Source organism: Rhizobiaceae bacterium (assembly GCA_023953835.1).
Lineage (GTDB): Bacteria > Pseudomonadota > Alphaproteobacteria > Rhizobiales > Rhizobiaceae > Mesorhizobium_G.
The window spans coordinates 3117195-3134901 of the sequence record JAMLJB010000001.1 but is presented as its reverse complement, the minus strand read 5'-3'; the positions used below and the strand labels follow the sequence as shown (position 1 = coordinate 3134901).

Here is a 17707-nt window from a genome sequence, read left to right as displayed (position 1 = left end):
GACGGAGTGGGGGAAAGAATATCGACCCCAAGCGCGAAAAAGCGCCTGGCAGGTGCGCCCTTCAGGGTCGCCGCGCCATCATCCCGTCATAGCCGATCAGCGGCAGCAGGTCGGCGAGTTCGGGGCCGGATTCGCGGCCCGTGATCGCAACCCTCAACGGCGTAAAAAGCTGCTTGCCCTTGCGCCCGGTGCCTTCGCGAACGGCAGCAATCCACGTCTTCCACGTGGTCTGGTCCCACGGCTCCGGCGGCAGCAGGTCGAAGGCCGCGCGCACGAATTCCGCATCGGCATCGCTGAGTTCGGGCTTTTCGTGAGGGCCGTCGCGCACGATGCGCCACCAGCCGGCTGCATCCTGCAACCGGTCGAGATTGCCGCGCACCACGTTCCAGAATTCCTCGGCGCGCTCGCCCGACACGCCATGTGCGCCGAGCCTGTCCTGCGCATCGCTGAAATCCATATGATGCAGGATCGCCCGGTTGAGCGTGACCAGCTCGTCCGGGTCGAACTTGGCGGAGGACTTCGAAACCGTCGCGAGATCGAAATGCTGCGCGAGCTCGGCCATCGTGCCGCAGGGCACCACATTTTCCGAGGTGCCGTGCAGGACCGCGAGCGAAGCGATCGACATCGGCTCAACGCCGTCCTCGCGCAATCCGCCGATGGAAAGTGCACCGCTGCGTTTTGACAGACCCTCGCCGGACGCGGTGGTCAGCAGGTTGTGGTGGCCAAAGACCGGCGGCTCGGCGCCAAGCGCCTTGAATATTTCGATCTGCACGCCGGTGTTCGTCACATGGTCATCGCCGCGTATGACATGGCTGATGCCGAGATCGACATCGTCGGCCACGGAGGGCAGCGTGTAGAGATAGGTTCCGTCTTCGCGCACCAGAACGGGGTCGGAGAGCGAAGCGAGGTCAACCGTCTGCTTGCCCTTGATGATATCTTCCCATGAGATCTTGGTGTGGCGCGGCTCCAGCGGATCGGAGGCATAGTTCGGAAGCAGGAAGCGCCAGTGCGGCCTGCGGCCCTCGGCGGCGTATTCGGCCTTTTCCTTGTCGGACAGAACCAGCGCCTCACGGCCATAGACCGGCGGCATTTTCCGGGAGCGGCGAATCTTGCGCCGCAATTCAAGCTCCTCCTCCGTTTCGTAGCACGGATAGAGCAGCCCCTTTGCCTTCAACGTGTCGACGGCATCGGCATATATATCGAAGCGGCGCGACTGATATTTCTGCTTGTCCGGAAAAATGCCCAGCCAGTGCAGGTCGTATTGCGTGGCGTCCGCATATTCCTGCCGCGAGCGTTCGGTGTCCGTATCGTCGAAGCGCAGGATGAACTGGCCGCCCTTCTGCATCGCAAACAGCCAGTTGAACAGCGCGGTGCGCGCATTGCCGATATGGATGTAGCCGGTTGGAGACGGCGCGAAACGAACGGTAACAGTCATGAGGTTCGACTAATTCAAGCGGTCAGCCTTTGCAAGGTCGGCCATGGTCCGCGTGCACATGCAATGCCGGTCGCTCACTGCCTGTCCCTGAACCGGTTGGTGATCGGATAGCGGCGATCGCGCCCGAAATTCTTCTTCGTGATCTTCACGCCAGGTGCCGCCTGCCTGCGCTTGTATTCGGCGATGTAGAGCAGATGCTCTACCCGCTCGACGGTGGCGCGGTCGAACCCCTGCGCGACGATGTCGTCAACGCCAAGCTCGCCTTCAACCAGCCCCTCCAGAATGGCGTCGAGCACCGGGTAAGGCGGCAGCGAATCCTGGTCTGTCTGGTTGGGTCGCAATTCGGCGGACGGCGCCTTGTCGATGATGTTCTTCGGAATGACCTCGCCCGAAGGTCCGAGCGCGCCGGGCGGAACATGATCGTTGCGCCACCGCGAAAGCGCATAGACCTGCATCTTGTAGAGGTCCTTGATCGGGTTGAAGCCGCCATTCATATCGCCATAGAGCGTCGCATAGCCGACCGACATTTCCGACTTGTTGCCGGTGGTGACGACCATCGAGCCGAACTTGTTGGATACCGCCATCAGGATTGTGCCGCGCGCGCGGCTCTGCAAATTCTCCTCAGTGATACCCTCCTTGGTGCCCTCGAACAGCGGCCCGAGCGCTTCAAGGAAGCCTTCCACGGGCTTGAAGATCGGTACCACATCATAGGCGCAGCCCAGCGCACGCGCGCAATCCTCGGCGTCCTTGAGCGAATCCTTCGAAGTATAGTGATAGGGCATCATGATGCAGCGCACCCGCTCCTCGCCCAGTGCATCGACGGCAAGCGCGGCGCAGATGGCGGAATCGATGCCGCCCGAAAGGCCGAGCACCACATCCTTGAAGCTGTTCTTGTTCACATAGTCGCGCAGGCCGAGCATACAGGCGCGATAGTCGCCCTCCTCGGGCTCCGGCAGCCGCGACATCGGGCCGTCCACGCAAGTCCAGCCCTCGCCCACCCGCTTCCACGTGGTGACCGCGATCGTTTCCTCGAACTGGCTCATCTGGAAAGCGAGAGTCTTGTCGGCGTTGATGGCGAAGGACGCTCCGTCGAACACGAGATCGTCCTGTCCGCCAAGCTGGTTGGCGTAGAGCATCGGCAATCCCGTCTCGATCACCTGCCGGATGACGATCTGCTGGCGCACATCGACCTTCGCGCGGTAGTATGGCGAGCCGTTCGGCACCAGCAGAATTTCCGCCCCGCTTTCCGCCAGCGTCTCGCACACGCCGAGGTCGCCCCAGATGTCCTCGCAGATCGGCACGCCGAGCCGCACGCCGCGAAAATTCACCGGCCCCGGCATGTCCGGTCCGGGCTGGAACACGCGCTTCTCGTCGAACTCGCCATAGTTCGGCAGGTCGAGCTTGAAACGCTCGGCGACGATCTTGCCGCCATCGGCCACGATGATTGCGTTGTGGCGACCGCTCTTGCGCTTGAGCGGCGTGCCGATCACGATGCCCGGCCCGCCGTCCGCCGTGTCGGCGGCAATCTCGTTTGCGGCTTTCTCGCACGCCTTGAGGAAGGCGGGACGCACCACGAGGTCCTCAGGTGGATAGCCTGCAATAAAAAGCTCGGTGAAAAGCACGAGGTCCGCGCCATGCCTTGCGGCTTCAGCCCGCGCGGCGCGCGCCTTGGCGAGATTGTCCGACACGTCGCCCACCGTGGGGTTGAGCTGGGCAACGGCGATGCGAAGAACGTCGGGAGCTTTGGTCATGGGTAGCGATTTAGCGGCTCAGCATTTCGCCTGCAATGGTGCAGCCGTCAGGTTGTAGATACCAAACAGCGGGATTTTTTTCGACTTCGCTGTGTATCCGGGCTGCGCCTTGCGCTATGAGCGCAGCTACAGCCGCAATGGATTCTTGCAGACGCGCGATGACGATCCCGAACACCGTGAAAATAACCGATGAACTGGTCAAGGCGCACGGCCTCAAGCCGGACGAATACCAGCGCATTCTCGACCTGATCGGGCGCGAGCCGACGTTCACCGAACTGGGCATCTTCTCGGCCATGTGGAACGAGCATTGTTCCTACAAAAGCTCGAAGAAATGGCTGCGCACCCTGCCGACGAGCGGCAAGGTGGTCATTCAGGGACCGGGCGAGAATGCGGGCGTGGTGGACATCGGCGACGGCGATTGCGTGGTGTTCAAGATGGAGAGCCACAACCACCCCTCCTATATCGAGCCCTATCAGGGCGCGGCCACCGGCGTCGGCGGCATTTTGCGCGACGTGTTCACCATGGGCGCTCGGCCCGTCGCGGCGATGAACGCGCTGCGCTTCGGCGAGCCGGACCATCCCAAGACGCGCCATCTGGTGGCGGGCGTCGTGGCGGGCGTCGGCGGCTATGGCAATTCCTTCGGCGTGCCGACCGTCGGCGGCGAGGTGAATTTCGACGCGCGCTACAACGGCAATTGCCTCGTCAACGCCTTTGCCGCGGGGCTGGCAAAAACCGACGCGATTTTCTACTCCAGGGCCGAAGGCGTCGGCCTGCCGGTTGTCTATCTCGGCGCAAAGACCGGGCGCGACGGCGTCGGCGGCGCGACGATGGCTTCCGCCGAATTCGACGACAAGATCGAGGAAAAGCGCCCGACCGTGCAGGTGGGCGATCCGTTCACCGAAAAATGCCTGCTGGAAGCCTGCCTCGAACTGATGGCGTCCGGCGCGGTGATCGCCATTCAGGACATGGGTGCGGCGGGACTGACCTGCTCAGCGGTCGAAATGGGCGCGAAGGGCGACCTCGGCATCGAACTCGACCTCGACAAGGTACCGGTGCGTGAGGAGCGTATGTCGGCCTACGAGATGATGCTGTCGGAGAGCCAGGAGCGCATGCTCATGGTGCTCAGGCCGGAAAAGGAAAAGGAAGCGGAGGCCATCTTCCGAAAATGGGGGCTGGATTTCGCCATCGTGGGACGCACGACCGACGATCTGCGCTTCCGCATCCTGCATCAGGGCGAGGAAGTCGCCGACCTGCCGATCAAGGACCTTGGCGACCAGGCGCCTGAATATGATCGCCCATGGGTCGCGCCCGCGCCGCAACCGGAACTGGCGGGAAATGTCCCGCAGATGGACACGGCGGAAGCTCTGCTGCGCCTGCTCGGCAGCCACGATCTGTCGAGCCGCCGCTGGGTGTTCGAGCAATACGACACGCTGATACAAGGCAATTCGCTGCAGATTCCCGGCGGCGATGCCGGCGTCGTGCGCGTCGACGGCCATGCGGCGAAGGCGCTTGCCTTCTCGTCCGACGTGACGCCGCGCTACTGCGAGGCCGATCCGTTCGAGGGCGGCAAGCAGGCGGTGGCCGAATGCTGGCGAAACCTGACGGCGACCGGCGCGTTGCCGCTCGCCGCGACCGACAATCTCAATTTCGGCAATCCCGAACGGCCCGAAATCATGGGCCAGTTCGTCCATGCCATCAAAGGCATTGGCGAAGCCTGCCGCGCACTGGATTTCCCCATCGTTTCAGGCAACGTGTCGCTCTACAATGAGACCAACGGACGCGGCATCCTGCCCACTCCGACAATCGGCGGTGTGGGCCTGATTGCCGACTGGTCGAAGATGGCGCGCATCCGCTTTGCCGCTGCCGACGAGGTGATCCTGCTGGTTGGTGCGCCGGAGGCGTGGGGCACCCATCTCGGCCAGTCCGTTTATCTGCGCGACCTGTTCGGCAAGGCGGAAGGCCCTGCCCCCAGGGTCGACCTCGCGCATGAGCGCGCGGTCGGAGATTTCGTGCGCGGGCTCATTGCCGACGCGAAAGCCACCGCCGTGCACGATCTGTCGGATGGAGGGCTTGCGGTCGCGCTGGCAGAGATGGCGATTGCGTCCGACATCGGTGCGACTGTCCAACAGCCGCCGCTGGATGGTGCGGCGACATGGTTCGGCGAGGATCAGGGGCGCTATGTTCTGACCGTTGCGGCGGACGCGGTTGCGGGTGTGCAGGCACAGGCAGCGAACGCGGGCGTCAACGTGGCCGTGATCGGCACGACAGGCGGCAACTCCTTGAAGCTCGGCGGTGCGCGTGCGATACCCGTTGCTGAACTCAAGGCCGCGCATGAGGGCTGGTTCCCCGCCTTCATGGCCGCGTAACGCACAGCGGAGCTAGCGCAACGAATGGCAATGGACGCACGCGACATCGAACGTCTCATCAAGGAAGGCATACCGGATGCGGTGGTGACGATCCGCGACCTCGCGGGCGACGGCGACCACTACGCGGCCGAAGTCGTGGCGGAAAGCTTTCGCGGCAAGAGCCGCGTTCAACAGCACCAGATGGTCTATGATGCGCTGAAGGGCAATATGGGCGGCGTATTGCATGCGCTGGCGCTGCAAACCAGCATTCCGGAGTAATCCATGTCCATCGTCGGGGATTTCGTCGAGCAGGTCACCAAGACCGTCCTGAACGAAGGCATGCGAAAGCTTGGCGGCAAGCGCCGACGCCGCAGGCTTTCCCCGCAGCAGCGCATCGCAAAGCAGATCGAACAGATGCTGAAACCCGCAAGGAAGCAGGTGAGCCGCAAGCGCACCGTGCGGGCGCGCTCGAAGGTGAAGCGCCGGGAATATTAGGCCTTTTCGATTGCGCGGCGTGATTCCGGGGCGGTCTGGATTTTCCCTTCCGGGCCGACCGGTTCGGGCGCAGGATCGAGCGTAGGCGGCTCGACTGGATCGATCATTTCAAGCTCGCGCAGCCATTCCCGCCAGATCGCGACCAGCAGCGCCATCAGCACCGGCCCGATGAAGAGGCCCAGCAGACCCATTGTTTTCACGCCGCCGATCAGGCCGAAAAAGGTCGGCAGGAAGGGCAACTTGATCGGTCCCCCCACAAGCTTCGGGCGCAGCGTCTTGTCCACGATGAACAGTTCGATCGTGCCCCACATGAACAGCCCTATGCCGGCGAACAGCGAACCGCTCGACACGAGATAGAGCGACACCAGCGTGAAAGAGAGCGGAGCGCCGCCCGGAATCATCGCCATCAGGCCGGTGATGACGCCAAGCGTGACGGGCGACGGCACGCCGGCCAGCCAGTAGGCCGCGCCGAGAACGACCCCCTCGCCGATGGCGATCAGCGTCATGCCGGTGACTGTCGAACTGATCGTCGCGGGAACGACGCGGGAAAGCCGCTCCCAGCGCGTCGGCAGGATGCGTTCGCCGAGCCGGTCCATCTTCGCAACGAAGCCTTCGCCGTCGCGATAGATGAAGAACAGCGTTATCAGCAGGAACAGCAACGTCAGGAAGCCGTTGAAGGCGCTGCCGCCCGCCGCCAGCACGCCGCGATAGATGCTTCCAACATTGGCGCCGCTGACGATGTAGATCAGTTCGCCGATCTTGCCGGGCGGGCCGACATGTTCAAGCCACTGCTCGTTCAGCCATTCGCCCACCCCGGGCAGGCGCGCAATCCACTCCGGAGTCGGAGCGCCGTGGCGGTTCGTCTCCACCGCCCACACCAGCCATTCGCGGATTTCGTTGGCGGCATAGCTGGCGGCATAGGAGATCGGGATGACGAGGCCGACGACGATCAGCAGGATGGCGATTGATGCCGCCAACGTCCTGCTTCCTTCAACCGACTCGACCAGGCGCCGGTAGAGCGGCCAACTCGCGAATGCGATGACGGCGGCGGCAAGAACCGGAACGAGGAAGCCGTGGAAGAAATACACGCCGGCGACAAAGATCAGGAAGAGCAGCCACCGTGCAAGACTCAAGGGCGACACGAGCGCAGCCCGAGAGGGCGCGGCCGTCCCGAAGAAACGCGGTTCCCTCTCGCTTTTGATTGCCTCCGGTCGGGTCACGCCCGCCTGCCCTGATGCTTCATGCCTTATCGTAGCCTAAAGAGTCGCCGCGACAAAAGCAGAATTACTTGACGGGAAGATCACGAGAATTTTCCGGAGCGTGGAAAACCTTTCGGCACCATGCGGCCCGCCGAAGCTCGGTTACCGATCCATTCGGCAAGCTCCTCGCGAGTTTTGACGAAAGTGCGCTCCGCCGAATCCTGCCATGAAAGGCCCGACCCCATGTCGAACACCTTCACGTCCAGCGCGCCGCCACCCTTGTAGCGCTGGAGCCGCACACCCTTGCCGCGCACCATTTCCGGGATCTCGGACAGCGCGAACACCAGCATCTTGCGATTGTCGCCGACAATGGCGACGTGATCGCCCGCCACCGGCACGCAGCGCACCGCCTCGTCGGGCGATTTGACGTTCATCACCTGCTTGCCCTTGCGGGTATTGGCGGCAACTTCGGCCTCCGGCACGACGAAGCCATAACCCTCATGCGAAACGAGCAGCAGCTTGCGCACCGGATCGTGAACGAAGGCCGTCACGATGTCCTGGTCGTTTTCCATGTCCACGATGATGCGGATGGGTTCGCCATGGCCGCGCCCGCCCGGCAGGCGATCCGCGCCGATCGTGTAGAACTTGCCGCCCGTGGTGAAGACGAGAATCTTGTCGGTGGTCTGGGCGTGGAACGCGATCTTCAGCCCGTCGCCTTCCTTGAAGGTCAGCGTCGAATAGTCGGACAGATGGCCGCGCATGGCGCGCAACCACCCCTTTTCCGACACGACCACCGTGACCGGCTCCTTCTCGACCATGGCATGGTGGATTTCGGTGTCGTCATGCTCCGGGGCCTCGCCGAACTGCGTGCGGCGGCGGCCGATTTCCGTGTGTGAGCTGAACTTGTCGCGGATTTTCTCGACTTCCCAGCGGATGGTCTTCCACTGCTTTTCCTCGGATGCCAGCAGCGCCTCGATCTGCCGCTTTTCCTCGGTGAGCGCGTCGAACTCCTTGCGGATCTCGATTTCTTCCAGCTTCCGCAACTGCCGCAGGCGCAGGTTGAGGATGGCCTCGGCCTGAACGTCGGTGAGCGACCACCGGGCCATCATCACCTGTTTCGGCTCGTCCTCCTCGCGGATGATGCGGATCACCTCGTCGATGTTGACATAGGCGATGAGGAAACCCGCCAGCACTTCGAGCCGTCGCTCGATGTCAGCCAGCCTGTGCCGCGAACGGCGGATGAGAACATCGCGCCGATGATCCAGCCATTCGCGCAGCACATCGCGCAGCGACAGCACATTCGGCACCTTGCCGCGCGAAAGCACGTTCATGTTGAGCGGAAAGCGGCTTTCCAGATCGGTCAGCTTGAACAGCGATTCCATCAGGATCGCGGCTTCCACCGACCGGCTCTTGGGAACCAGCACGAGGCGGATGTCCTCCGCGCTCTCGTCGCGCACATCGTCCAGCAGCGGCAGCTTGCGGGCCAGCAGAAGCTCGGCGATCTTCTCGACCAGCCGCGACTTCTGCACGCCATAGGGGATTTCCGTCACAACCACCTGATAGGTGCCGCGCCCCTGATCCTCGACCTGCCATCTTGCCCGCACGCGAAAGCCGCCCCGCCCTGTCTTGTAGGCTTCGAGGATGGATTCATGGCTGTCGATGATGATGCCGCCCGTTGGAAAATCCGGTCCGCGCACCATGTTCTCGTCCGGGTCGGTCGCATGCGGATTGCGCGTGACAAGGTCCTCGACAGTCGCGTCGGGATGGTCGATCAGGTGCAGCGCGGCCTTGCAAAGCTCGGCGGCGTTGTGCGGCGGGATGGAGGTGGCCATGCCGACCGCGATGCCCGACGAACCGTTGGCGAGCAGGTTCGGGAAGGCGCCGGGCAGCACGACCGGCTCCTCGTCCTCCTCATTGTAGGTGGGGCGGAAATCGACCGCGTCCTCGGTGATGCCGGAGAGCAGTTCGCTCGCGACCTCGGTCATGCGCGCCTCGGTGTAGCGCATGGCGGCCGCGTTATCGCCGTCGATATTGCCGAAGTTCCCCTGCCCGTCCACCAGCGGATAGCGCATGGAAAAATCCTGCGCGAGACGCACAAGCGCATCATAGATTGACTGGTCGCCGTGCGGGTGGAACTTGCCCATGACCTCGCCCACGATGCGGGCGCATTTGGCGAAGCCCTGGTCGGGGTTCAGCCGCAGCAGGCGCATGGCGTGCATGATCCTGCGATGGACCGGTTTCAGCCCGTCGCGCACATCCGGCAGGGCGCGGTGCATGATCGTGGACAGCGCATAGGCAAGGTAGCGCTCTTCAAGCGCCGTCTTCAGATCGACCGCTTCGATGTGGTCCCCACCGTCGGGAGGCGGCGGGACAAGGCTCTTTCCCATAAAGATGCGTTAACCGAGCCGGCGATTCGCGGCAAGCCCATAAGCTTTTGCGCGGTTGCGGCGTTGTGAATCGCCAAGCTTCCATTTATCTGCCCTGATGCGCCTTGTTTAGGTCCAGAATGATCTGGACAAGAGAAGCTGTGAAAACGAAAGGATCGCTTCCATGCACCATTCGCATCGGGTTTTCGCATCTGCTGCATTCGCCATGTCGCTCATGGCCTTTTCGACCGAAAGCGGCTTCGCACAGGACGCAAACGCGGTTGCCCAGAGGCTGAAGGACGCGCTCGCCTACCAGGGGGTCGAAATCGGCTGGACAGGCGTCAGCGGAAGCGGCAGCCAGGTAGTCCTCGACGGCGTGACCTATGGCGTTCCCGGAGCGGCGGAAAAGATCAATATCGGCAAGGTGACGCTTGACGCGGTGGTCGAAAACGGCGGCGGATATACGATCGGAACGATGAGCTTTCCCGCCGTTTCGCTTACCGAGCACGGCATGGGTTTCAAGATGACGGCCGCAACGCTTTCGGGTGTCCAGCTTCCGCCGCCGGACGGCAAGGACTACATGTCCAACATGATCTATTACGAAAGCGGCATGATCGACCGGGCTGAGTTGAGCCTCGGCGGCAAGCAGGTCGCACTTGTTGAGAACATGCATTTCAACATGACTCCGCCGACCAGCGGCCCGATGTCTTTCACGGCGGCTACCGACAAATTCACCGCCGACCTGACGGCGCTGCCCGACCCCAAGGCAAAGGCGACGGCGCAGGCGCTGGGCTATGAGCAGATTACCGGCACCATGCAGATGGCCGGAAACTGGAATCCGCAGGACGGGCGCCTCGCATTGTCGCAATACGACATCGCGGTCGACGATGCCGGAAAGCTTGGCATGACCTTCGATGTCGGCGGATACACGCCCGAATTTCTGCAAACCATGCAGGAACTGTCGAAAAAGATGGGCGAAAACCCGGATCCGAACGCCCATATGGCGGAAGCGATGCAGATCATGAATCTCGTCCAGGCGCTGGTGTTGAACGGCGCTTCCATTCGCTTCGACGACGCCTCGATCACCAACAAGGTGCTGAACTTCGTCGCGCAGCAGCAGGGCGCGGACCCGGCGCAGCTCAAGGAACAGACGAAGACGATCATTCCGTTCCTTCTCGCATCTTCCCCGATCAAGGACGAGGCGCTGAAGAAAAACATCGCCGAGGCAGTCGCGGCCTATCTCGACAATCCGAAGAGCCTGACGGTGCGCGCAAAGCCCGCGACACCTCAACCCTTCGCCATTCTGGGCGCGCTCGGTCAAGCCGACCCCGGATCGCTGCCGACCGCACTTGGTCTGAGCGTGTCCGCGAACGAATAGGCGCGGTTTCCTTTTGCGGAAAGGTGCGCTAACGGCCTGCCATGCTCAGGCGCGCCGATCTTCAGGGGATTCGTGCATTCGCGGTGGCGATGGTGATTGTGTATCACCTCGACGCGCGTCTGCTGCCGGGCGGCTTCATCGGCGTTGACGTCTTTTTCGTGCTGTCCGGCTTTTTCATCACGCAGGTGATCTACAACGAACTGGCGCGCAGCGGTTCGATGAACGTGATCGGCTTCTGGACGCGGCGCATGAAGCGCCTGCTTCCCAACGCACTGCTGACACTTGCGGCGGTGCTGGTGGCAAGCTGGCTGCTCATGCCTGCCTACCGCTGGGGCACGATTGCATGGGATGTGGGATCGGCTGCGGTTTTCCTGTCAAACTTCCATTTCGCCAGCAGCGCGGTCGACTATTTCCGCTTCGACGACCCGCCCGGCCCGGTGCTGCATTTCTGGTCGCTGAGCATCGAGGAGCAGTTCTACGCGGCGCTGCCGATCATTCTGGTCGCCGTCGCGGCCTTGCGGCAGCGGCTGCACGCCTCCGTCAATGTCACGCTTGCGGCCATTGCCGTGCTGTCCTTCGCCGCGTCGCTCGTCATCATGCGGACCGACCAGACCGCCGCCTTCTTCCACACCGAGGCGCGCGTCTGGCAACTGGCGGTCGGCGGACTGCTCGGTGTCAATTTCGCAGTGCGCAGGCGCATCCCCGCGCAAATCCGCGGCGCGCTCGCATGGGCGGGCGCGGCTGCAATCGCCTATGCCACGATCTTTTTCAACGACATGCTCGCCTATCCGGGATTCTACGCGTTGCTGCCCACGTTCGGCGCATTGGCGCTGATCCTCGGACTGGACGAGAACCGCACCGCGCAACCACTCAACGCCTTGCTGTCGCTGCCTGTGCTCGGCTGGATCGGCGACAGGTCTTACAGCCTCTATCTCTGGCATTGGCCCATCATCGTCTTCGCACAGATGCGCGGACCGCTTGGCCTGACCGGCATGGCCATGACGCTTGTCGCCATCGTCATCGTTTCAAGTCTCGCGTTCAGGCTCGTCGAACGGCCGATCCACTACAGCGACACGCGGCATTGGAAATTCCTCACAATACCCGGATTGGCGGCCGCCGCCATCGGCGCGCTTTGCCTGATGGCCGCCGCCTTACCGGCAATGCCGCAGCCTGGCCGCTCGCTCGAAAGAACCGAAGCGATTGCGCGGGCATCGAAGGATTTCACCGCCGTCTATGCCGACCGTTGCCACCTGCGCTACGAGGAATTGGAATCGAAAGAGTGCCCCTATGGCGTCAAAGGTGCGGCGAAGAAGGTCGTGCTGTTCGGCGATAGTCACGCGGCCCAATGGTTCGGTCCGTTGGAGAAGGCCGCGAAGGACGAAGGCTGGGAACTGCGGGCTTGGACCAAGACGACCTGCCCGTGGGCCGACATCACCATCTGGTATCAGCCCCGGAAGGCGGTCTATTCAGAATGCACGACATGGCGAGAGGAAACGCTTTCGCGCATAGTCGCGCTCAAGCCCGATCTGGTGGTACTCGCGGAACTCGCGGACTATTCCGGCCGTCTCTACGATGGCGAGGTGCTGAAAGGTTCGGCGATCCAGCCCGCGTGGGAACGCGCGATGCTGAAAACCATCGACCGGCTCGAAGCAGCGGGCATCCGGGTTGCGATGATCCATGACACGCCGCGCCTCTACAAGACCTATCGCGACTGCCTCGCCACCAGCGACGCCGATTGTGGCCGCGAGCGAAAGGAAGCGACGGAGACGGCCGATAATGTCGCGTCGTTCATACGGGACACACGCCCGGAGGTTACGATTCTCGATTTCAACGACCGGATTTGCGACCCCGACCGCTGCCCGGCGATCAGGAACGGGCAAATCCTATATCAGGATTCCCATCACCTGACCGCAACCTACCTCGAAGGATTCTCGCCGGACTTCGCACGGCTCATGGAGAGCGGCGAATAAAAGGCCCCGCCTCATGGCGGGGCCTGTTGCTTTCGATAGCGCGACTATTGCGGAAGCTTGTCGTCGACGCCCTTGATGTAGAAATTCATGCCGAGCAGCGTCTTGTCGTCGGCAACCGCGCCGGCGGCCAGAAACTCGGAACCGTCCTGCTTGGCGATCGGGCCGGTGAAGGGGTTCCAGCCGCCCTTGATCTTCGCTTCGGTCTCCTGCGCCATCTTCACCACATCTTCCGGCAGGTTGGCGTAGGGCGCCATCACAACCGCGCCTTCCTTCAAGCCTTCCCAGTGATCTTCCGGCTTCCAGGTGCCGTCCAGCGCCGCCTTCACGCGGCTGACATAGTACGGACCCCAGTCGTCCACGATGGCCGTGTACTGCGCCTTCGGCGCGAATTTGGCCATGTCAGACGACTGCCCGAAGCCATGCAGCCCGCGCTCTTCCGCCACCTGCAACGCGCCTGTGGAATCGGTGTGCTGCACGATGATGTCCGCGCCCTGATCGAACAGCGCCTTGGCCGCATCGGCCTCCTTGGCCGGATCGAACCATGTGTTGACCCAGACAATCTTGACCTTGAAGTCGGGGTTCACGGACTGCGCGCCGAGCATGAAGGAGTTGATGCCCATCACGACCTCGGGGATCGGGAAGGAGACGATGTAGCCCGCAAGGCCCGCCTTCGACTGCTTGGCCGCGATCTGGCCGAGAATGTAGCGGCCTTCATAGAAACGGGCGTTGTAGATGCCCATGTTGGGACCCATCTTGAAGCCCGTCGCGTGCTCGAACTTCACATCCGGGAACTTGCCCGCGACTTTCAGTTCAGGGTCCATGAAGCCGAACGAGGTGCCGAAGATCATCTTGCAGCCCTCGCGCGCGAGGCGCTCGAAGGCGCGCTCGGCGTCCGGCCCCTCTGCGACGTTTTCGAGGAAGGCGGTCTCGACCTTGTCGCCGAGTTCTTTCTCGACCTGAAGACGGCCCTGATCGTGCTGGTACGAATAGCCGAAATCGCCCACCGGGCCGACATAGACCCAGCAAGCCTTGAACTTGTCCTGTGCGTTTGCCGCGGAAGACAGTGCCAGCGCTCCCGCCGTCAGCATCAATGCGCCAAGAATTTTTTTCATGATCTGCCTCTGTTGGTTGTCATCTGTCGGGTACGAATGCCTGTCCGAGCGATGCCGGTGTGTTCATCATCGTCAGACGCTTGTTGCGAGATATGAGCACGAGAACGACGATCGTGGCCAGATAGGGAAGTGCTGAAAGAAACTGCGAGGGCACCGGAATGCCGAAAGCCTGCGCGTGGAGCTGGCCGATCCAGACCGCGCCGAAGATATAGGCCCCAGCGAGCACGCGCAGCGGCCGCCACGAGGCGAACACCACCAGCGCAAGCGCGATCCAGCCCCGGCCCGCCGTCATGTTTTCCACCCATTGCGGCGTGTAGACCAGCGAGAGATGGCCGCCCGCCAGACCCGCGCATGCCCCGCCGAACATCACCGCCAGATAACGGTAGCGGATCACCGGAATGCCGAGCGCATGGGCGGAGGAATGGCTGTCGCCGATAGAGCGCAGCATCAGCCCCTTGCGCGAGCGGAACAGGAACCACGACACCGCAAAGACAAGCGCGATGGACACGTAGAAAAGCGGGTCTTGTCCGAACAGTAGCTTGCCGACGATGGGCAGGTCGCTCAGGCCCGGAATGTACAGGTTCGGCAGCCGAACGCCGGGCAGGCCGACAAAATTCGTGCCGATCATGCCCGAAAGGCCGAGGCCGAGAATGGTGAGCGACAGGCCGGTCGCGACCTGATTGGTGGCGAGCGTCAGCGCCATGAAGGCAAAGAGCAAGGAGAACAGCGCGCCAGCGATGATTGCCGCCAGCACGCCAAGCCACGGCGAGCCAGTGAGATAGGCTGCGCCGAAGCCGCAGACCGCTCCCATGATCATCATGCCCTCAACGCCGAGGTTCAGCACACCCGAGCGCTCAACCACCAGTTCCCCGATAGCTGCAATGAGCAACGGGGTGGCGGCGGTCGCGATGGTCAGAAGAATATTGACGGCAATGTCCATCACGCGGCCTCGTTCGATTTTGCGCCAAGACCGACGAAGCGGATGCGGTAGTGGATGAGCGTGTCCGACGCCAGCACGAAGAACAGCAGCATGCCCTGGAAGACCCGCGCCACCTTGTCGGAAATTCCAAGCGCGGTCTGCGCCGCCTCGCCGCCAAGATAGGTCAGCGCCAGCACGAGGCCGGCGGCGACGATGCCAAGCGGATTGAGCCGACCGAGAAAGGCGACGATGATGGCGGTGAAGCCGTAGCCTGGCGAAATCGATGGCTGCAACTGGCCGATTGCGCCCGAGACTTCCGAGATTCCCGCCAGCCCGGCGAGCGCTCCAGAAAGAAGGAAGGCAAAGAAAATCATCCGGCTGTACTGGAATCCCGCAAAGCGCCCCGCCCTTGGGCTGGAGCCGAGCACTCGGATTTCGAAGCCTTTCAGCATCTTCGACATCATCAGCCACACGAGCACGGCGGCGACGAGGGCGAAAATGAAGCCCCAATTGGCCCGGCCCGACATGGGGGCGAGTTCGGGCAGCACGGCGGACGGGTTGAACTGGACCGACTGCGGAAAATTATAGGCCGCCGGGTCCTTCCACCAGCCGCGCACCAGCCAGTCCAGAAAAAGCTGCGCCACATAGACCAGCATCAGGCTGGTCAGGATTTCGTTGGTGTTGAAGCGCGCCTTGAGCAGCGCGGGGATCGACGCATAGGCCGCGCCGCCCGCCGCGCCCATCAGCAGCATGGCGGGCAGCACCCACCAGCCGACCGTTTCGGGAAACATCACCGGCAGGATGGAACCGGCGACCGCGCCCATCACGAACTGGCCTTCCGCGCCGATGTTCCAGATATTCGCCCGGTAGCACACGGCAAGGCCGACCGCGATCATGATGAGGGGCGCGGCCTTGATGGCGAGTTCGTGCAACTGCCAGACCTGCGTGACCGGGCTGACGAAATAGGTGTAGAGCGCGGCCAGCGGGTTCTTGCCGAGCGCGGCGAACAGGATCGCGCCGGCTATGATTGTGAGCACGAAGGCGATGAAGGGCGACAGCGCGGAAAAGAGCTTCGAGCGCTCGGGACGCTTGACCAGTTCAATGCGCATCACGCGGCCTCCGGGTGATGCGGCTCGACATGGCCGGGCTCCGCGCCGCCCATCAGCAGCCCAATCTTCTCATAGGTCGCATCGGCGCGGGAGAGCGGCTTCGACAATTCGCCATTGTGCATGACCGCTATTGCATCGGAAATCTCGAACAGTTCGTCGAGGTCCTGGCTGATGACGAGGACAGCGGAACCTGCCCGCGCCAGCGCGATCAACGCCTGGCGGATGCGCGACGCAGCACCCGCATCGACACCCCAGGTGGGCTGGTTGACGATCATGATGGCGGGCTGCCGGTCGAGTTCGCGGCCAATGATGAATTTCTGGAGGTTGCCGCCCGAAAGCGAGGCAGCCTCGGGGTCGGGCGCGCTCTTGCGCACGTCCATCGCCTCGATGATGCGCTGCGTGGCGTGCTGGATCATGCCGCCTTTGACAAAGCCGCCCGCCGCGATGAATGCCTTCCGGTCCGTGGCATGGCGCGACAGCAGCAGGTTTTCCGAAAGCCGCATGCGCGGCGCGGCGCCGTGGCCGAGCCTTTCCTCCGGCACGAAGGCGGCGCCGAGCTTCCGGCGCGCCGAAATGCCGACGCGGCCAACCGACTTGCCGCGAATGCGCACCGCATCCGCATTGTCCTGAAGCGCCTCGCCCGACACGGCTTCGAAGAACTCGCCCTGCCCGTTTCCGGCAACGCCGGCGATGCCCAGCACCTCGCCCGCCTTCACGGACAGCCAGATGTTTTTCAGCGGCATGGAAAAGGGTCCTGACGGCTTGCGGCTCAAGCCGCAAATGCCGAGCAGTTCCGGCGCATCGCGCAGTTCGATCGGCGTGCGCTCCGCCGTGGCGACGTCGGCCCCGACCATCATGCGCGCGAGCGACGCTGCGGTTTCCTTGCGCGGATCGCAGGCGCCCACGACCTTGCCGTGACGCATCACGGTCGCGCGGTCGCAAAGCCGCTTCACCTCTTCGAGGCGGTGCGAGATGTAGAGGATGGATTTGCCCTCTGCGCGCAGCCGCTCCAGCGTCTCGAACAGCTTGTCGGCTTCCTGCGGCGTAAGCACCGAAGTCGGCTCGTCAAGGATGATGAGGTCCGGCTCCTGCAAGAGACAGCGTGTGATTTCGATGCGCTGGCGCTCGCCGACCGAAAGGTCGCCCACCAGCGAGTCGGGGTCGAGCGGCAGCCCGTAGGCGCGCGACAGGTCGCGCGCCTTTGCGGCTATGCTGTCGAGCGAAGTGCCGTCATCCAGCGAAAGCGCAATGTTCTCCGCGGCTGTGAGCGCCTCGAAAAGCGAAAAATGCTGGAAAACCATGCCGATGCCGAGCGATCTTGCAACGCCCGGACTGGTGATGCGCACCGGCTGCCCCCTCCAGAAAATTTCGCCGGAGGTCGGCTCCAGCGAGCCGAACAGCATCTTTACGAGAGTGGATTTGCCTGCGCCGTTCTCGCCGAGCAGCGCATGGATTTCGCCTTCGCGAATACCCAGATCGATATGGTTGCAGGCGGTGAGCGTACCGAAAACCTTGGTGAGACCACGCACCTCAATGAGGTTCGCCGCCTCTCCGGCAGACTTCACCACAGATTCCACGACGCCCCCATCAGGCTCTATTTTTTGTTCCCTGATGACAGTTTAGGCAAT

At 62.9% G+C, this 17707-nt stretch carries 13 protein-coding genes; 5 read left to right on the top strand and 8 right to left on the bottom strand.

Annotated elements, in window-relative coordinates; all coding sequences use genetic code 11:
- Window positions 1–61 precede the first annotated feature (61 nt).
- On the bottom strand, window positions 62–1435 hold the full coding sequence (gltX, locus tag M9924_14695; GenBank protein ID MCO5065646.1) for a glutamate--tRNA ligase: 1374 nt from the start codon (window positions 1433–1435) through the stop codon (window positions 62–64).
- A gap of 74 nt (window positions 1436–1509) precedes the next feature.
- Window positions 1510–3186: an NAD+ synthase gene (locus tag M9924_14690; protein MCO5065645.1), complete on the bottom strand. Its 1677-nt coding sequence runs from the start codon at window positions 3184–3186 to the stop codon at window positions 1510–1512.
- Window positions 3187–3344: 158 nt separating this feature from the next.
- Between M9924_14690 and purL the strand changes: the two genes are divergently transcribed.
- Genes purL through M9924_14675 form a run of 3 tightly spaced genes read left to right on the top strand, consistent with a single transcriptional unit; the run spans window position 3345 to window position 6026 of the window.
- A complete protein-coding gene (gene purL, locus M9924_14685; protein ID MCO5065644.1) occupies window positions 3345–5552 on the top strand; it encodes a phosphoribosylformylglycinamidine synthase subunit PurL in 2208 nt (735 codons plus the stop codon).
- 24 nt (window positions 5553–5576) lie between these two features.
- Window positions 5577–5810: a BolA family transcriptional regulator gene (locus M9924_14680; GenBank protein ID MCO5065643.1), complete on the top strand. Its 234-nt coding sequence runs from the start codon at window positions 5577–5579 to the stop codon at window positions 5808–5810.
- Between the two features lie 3 nt (window positions 5811–5813).
- Window positions 5814–6026 (top strand): hypothetical protein, encoded by a 213-nt coding sequence (locus M9924_14675; GenBank protein ID MCO5065642.1) that lies wholly within the window; start codon window positions 5814–5816, stop codon window positions 6024–6026.
- On the opposite strand, the gene M9924_14670 is transcribed toward M9924_14675, so the two are convergent.
- Both M9924_14670 and parC read right to left on the bottom strand, forming a co-directional pair.
- Window positions 6023–7168 carry an AI-2E family transporter gene (locus M9924_14670; GenBank protein ID MCO5065641.1) on the bottom strand — a complete coding sequence of 382 codons (1146 nt, stop codon included), beginning with the start codon at window positions 7166–7168 and terminating at the stop codon, window positions 6023–6025. The two genes, M9924_14675 and M9924_14670, sit on opposite strands and share 4 nt — an antisense overlap.
- 158 nt (window positions 7169–7326) lie before the next feature.
- A complete protein-coding gene (parC, locus tag M9924_14665; protein ID MCO5065640.1) occupies window positions 7327–9612 on the bottom strand; it encodes a DNA topoisomerase IV subunit A in 2286 nt (761 codons plus the stop codon).
- Window positions 9613–9775: 163 nt separating this feature from the next.
- Here parC and M9924_14660 point away from each other — a divergent pair, with 163 nt between their 5' ends.
- Window positions 9776–10969 carry a hypothetical protein gene (locus tag M9924_14660; protein MCO5065639.1) on the top strand — a complete coding sequence of 398 codons (1194 nt, stop codon included), beginning with the start codon at window positions 9776–9778 and terminating at the stop codon, window positions 10967–10969.
- 41 nt (window positions 10970–11010) lie between these two features.
- Complete coding sequence (locus tag M9924_14655) at window positions 11011–12939, top strand: acyltransferase (GenBank protein MCO5065638.1); 1929 nt, start codon at window positions 11011–11013, stop codon at window positions 12937–12939.
- A gap of 44 nt (window positions 12940–12983) precedes the next feature.
- On the opposite strand, the gene M9924_14650 is transcribed toward M9924_14655, so the two are convergent.
- Genes M9924_14650 through M9924_14635 form a run of 4 tightly spaced genes read right to left on the bottom strand, consistent with a single transcriptional unit; the run spans window position 12984 to window position 17644 of the window.
- A complete protein-coding gene (locus M9924_14650; protein MCO5065637.1) occupies window positions 12984–14051 on the bottom strand; it encodes a BMP family ABC transporter substrate-binding protein in 1068 nt (355 codons plus the stop codon).
- Window positions 14052–14070: 19 nt separating this feature from the next.
- On the bottom strand, window positions 14071–14991 hold the full coding sequence (locus M9924_14645; protein ID MCO5065636.1) for an ABC transporter permease: 921 nt from the start codon (window positions 14989–14991) through the stop codon (window positions 14071–14073).
- Window positions 14991–16079, bottom strand: a complete 1089-nt coding sequence (locus M9924_14640) for an ABC transporter permease (GenBank protein MCO5065635.1) — start codon at window positions 16077–16079, stop codon at window positions 14991–14993. Before M9924_14640 ends, M9924_14645 begins: the two co-directional genes overlap by 1 nt.
- Window positions 16079–17644, bottom strand: a complete 1566-nt coding sequence (locus M9924_14635; GenBank protein MCO5065634.1) for an ABC transporter ATP-binding protein — start codon at window positions 17642–17644, stop codon at window positions 16079–16081. Before M9924_14635 ends, M9924_14640 begins: the two co-directional genes overlap by 1 nt.
- Window positions 17645–17707: the final 63 nt, after the last annotated feature.

What these genes read in the sequence shown, in the direction of transcription:
- M9924_14645 (MCO5065636.1), bottom strand. Translation starts at nt 14,991, where the DNA reads ATGGACATTGCCGTCAATATTCTTCTGACCATCGCGACCGCCGCCACC.
- M9924_14655 (MCO5065638.1), top strand. Translation starts at nt 11,011, where the DNA reads ATGCTCAGGCGCGCCGATCTTCAGGGGATTCGTGCATTCGCGGTGGCG.
- purL (MCO5065644.1), top strand. Translation starts at nt 3,345, where the DNA reads ATGACGATCCCGAACACCGTGAAAATAACCGATGAACTGGTCAAGGCG.
- M9924_14675 (MCO5065642.1), top strand. Translation starts at nt 5,814, where the DNA reads ATGTCCATCGTCGGGGATTTCGTCGAGCAGGTCACCAAGACCGTCCTG.
- M9924_14680 (MCO5065643.1), top strand. Translation starts at nt 5,577, where the DNA reads ATGGCAATGGACGCACGCGACATCGAACGTCTCATCAAGGAAGGCATA.
- M9924_14640 (MCO5065635.1), bottom strand. Translation starts at nt 16,079, where the DNA reads ATGCGCATTGAACTGGTCAAGCGTCCCGAGCGCTCGAAGCTCTTTTCC.
- M9924_14690 (MCO5065645.1), bottom strand. Translation starts at nt 3,186, where the DNA reads ATGACCAAAGCTCCCGACGTTCTTCGCATCGCCGTTGCCCAGCTCAAC.
- M9924_14650 (MCO5065637.1), bottom strand. Translation starts at nt 14,051, where the DNA reads ATGAAAAAAATTCTTGGCGCATTGATGCTGACGGCGGGAGCGCTGGCA.
- M9924_14660 (MCO5065639.1), top strand. Translation starts at nt 9,776, where the DNA reads ATGCACCATTCGCATCGGGTTTTCGCATCTGCTGCATTCGCCATGTCG.
- gltX (MCO5065646.1), bottom strand. Translation starts at nt 1,435, where the DNA reads ATGACTGTTACCGTTCGTTTCGCGCCGTCTCCAACCGGCTACATCCAT.
- parC (MCO5065640.1), bottom strand. Translation starts at nt 9,612, where the DNA reads ATGGGAAAGAGCCTTGTCCCGCCGCCTCCCGACGGTGGGGACCACATC.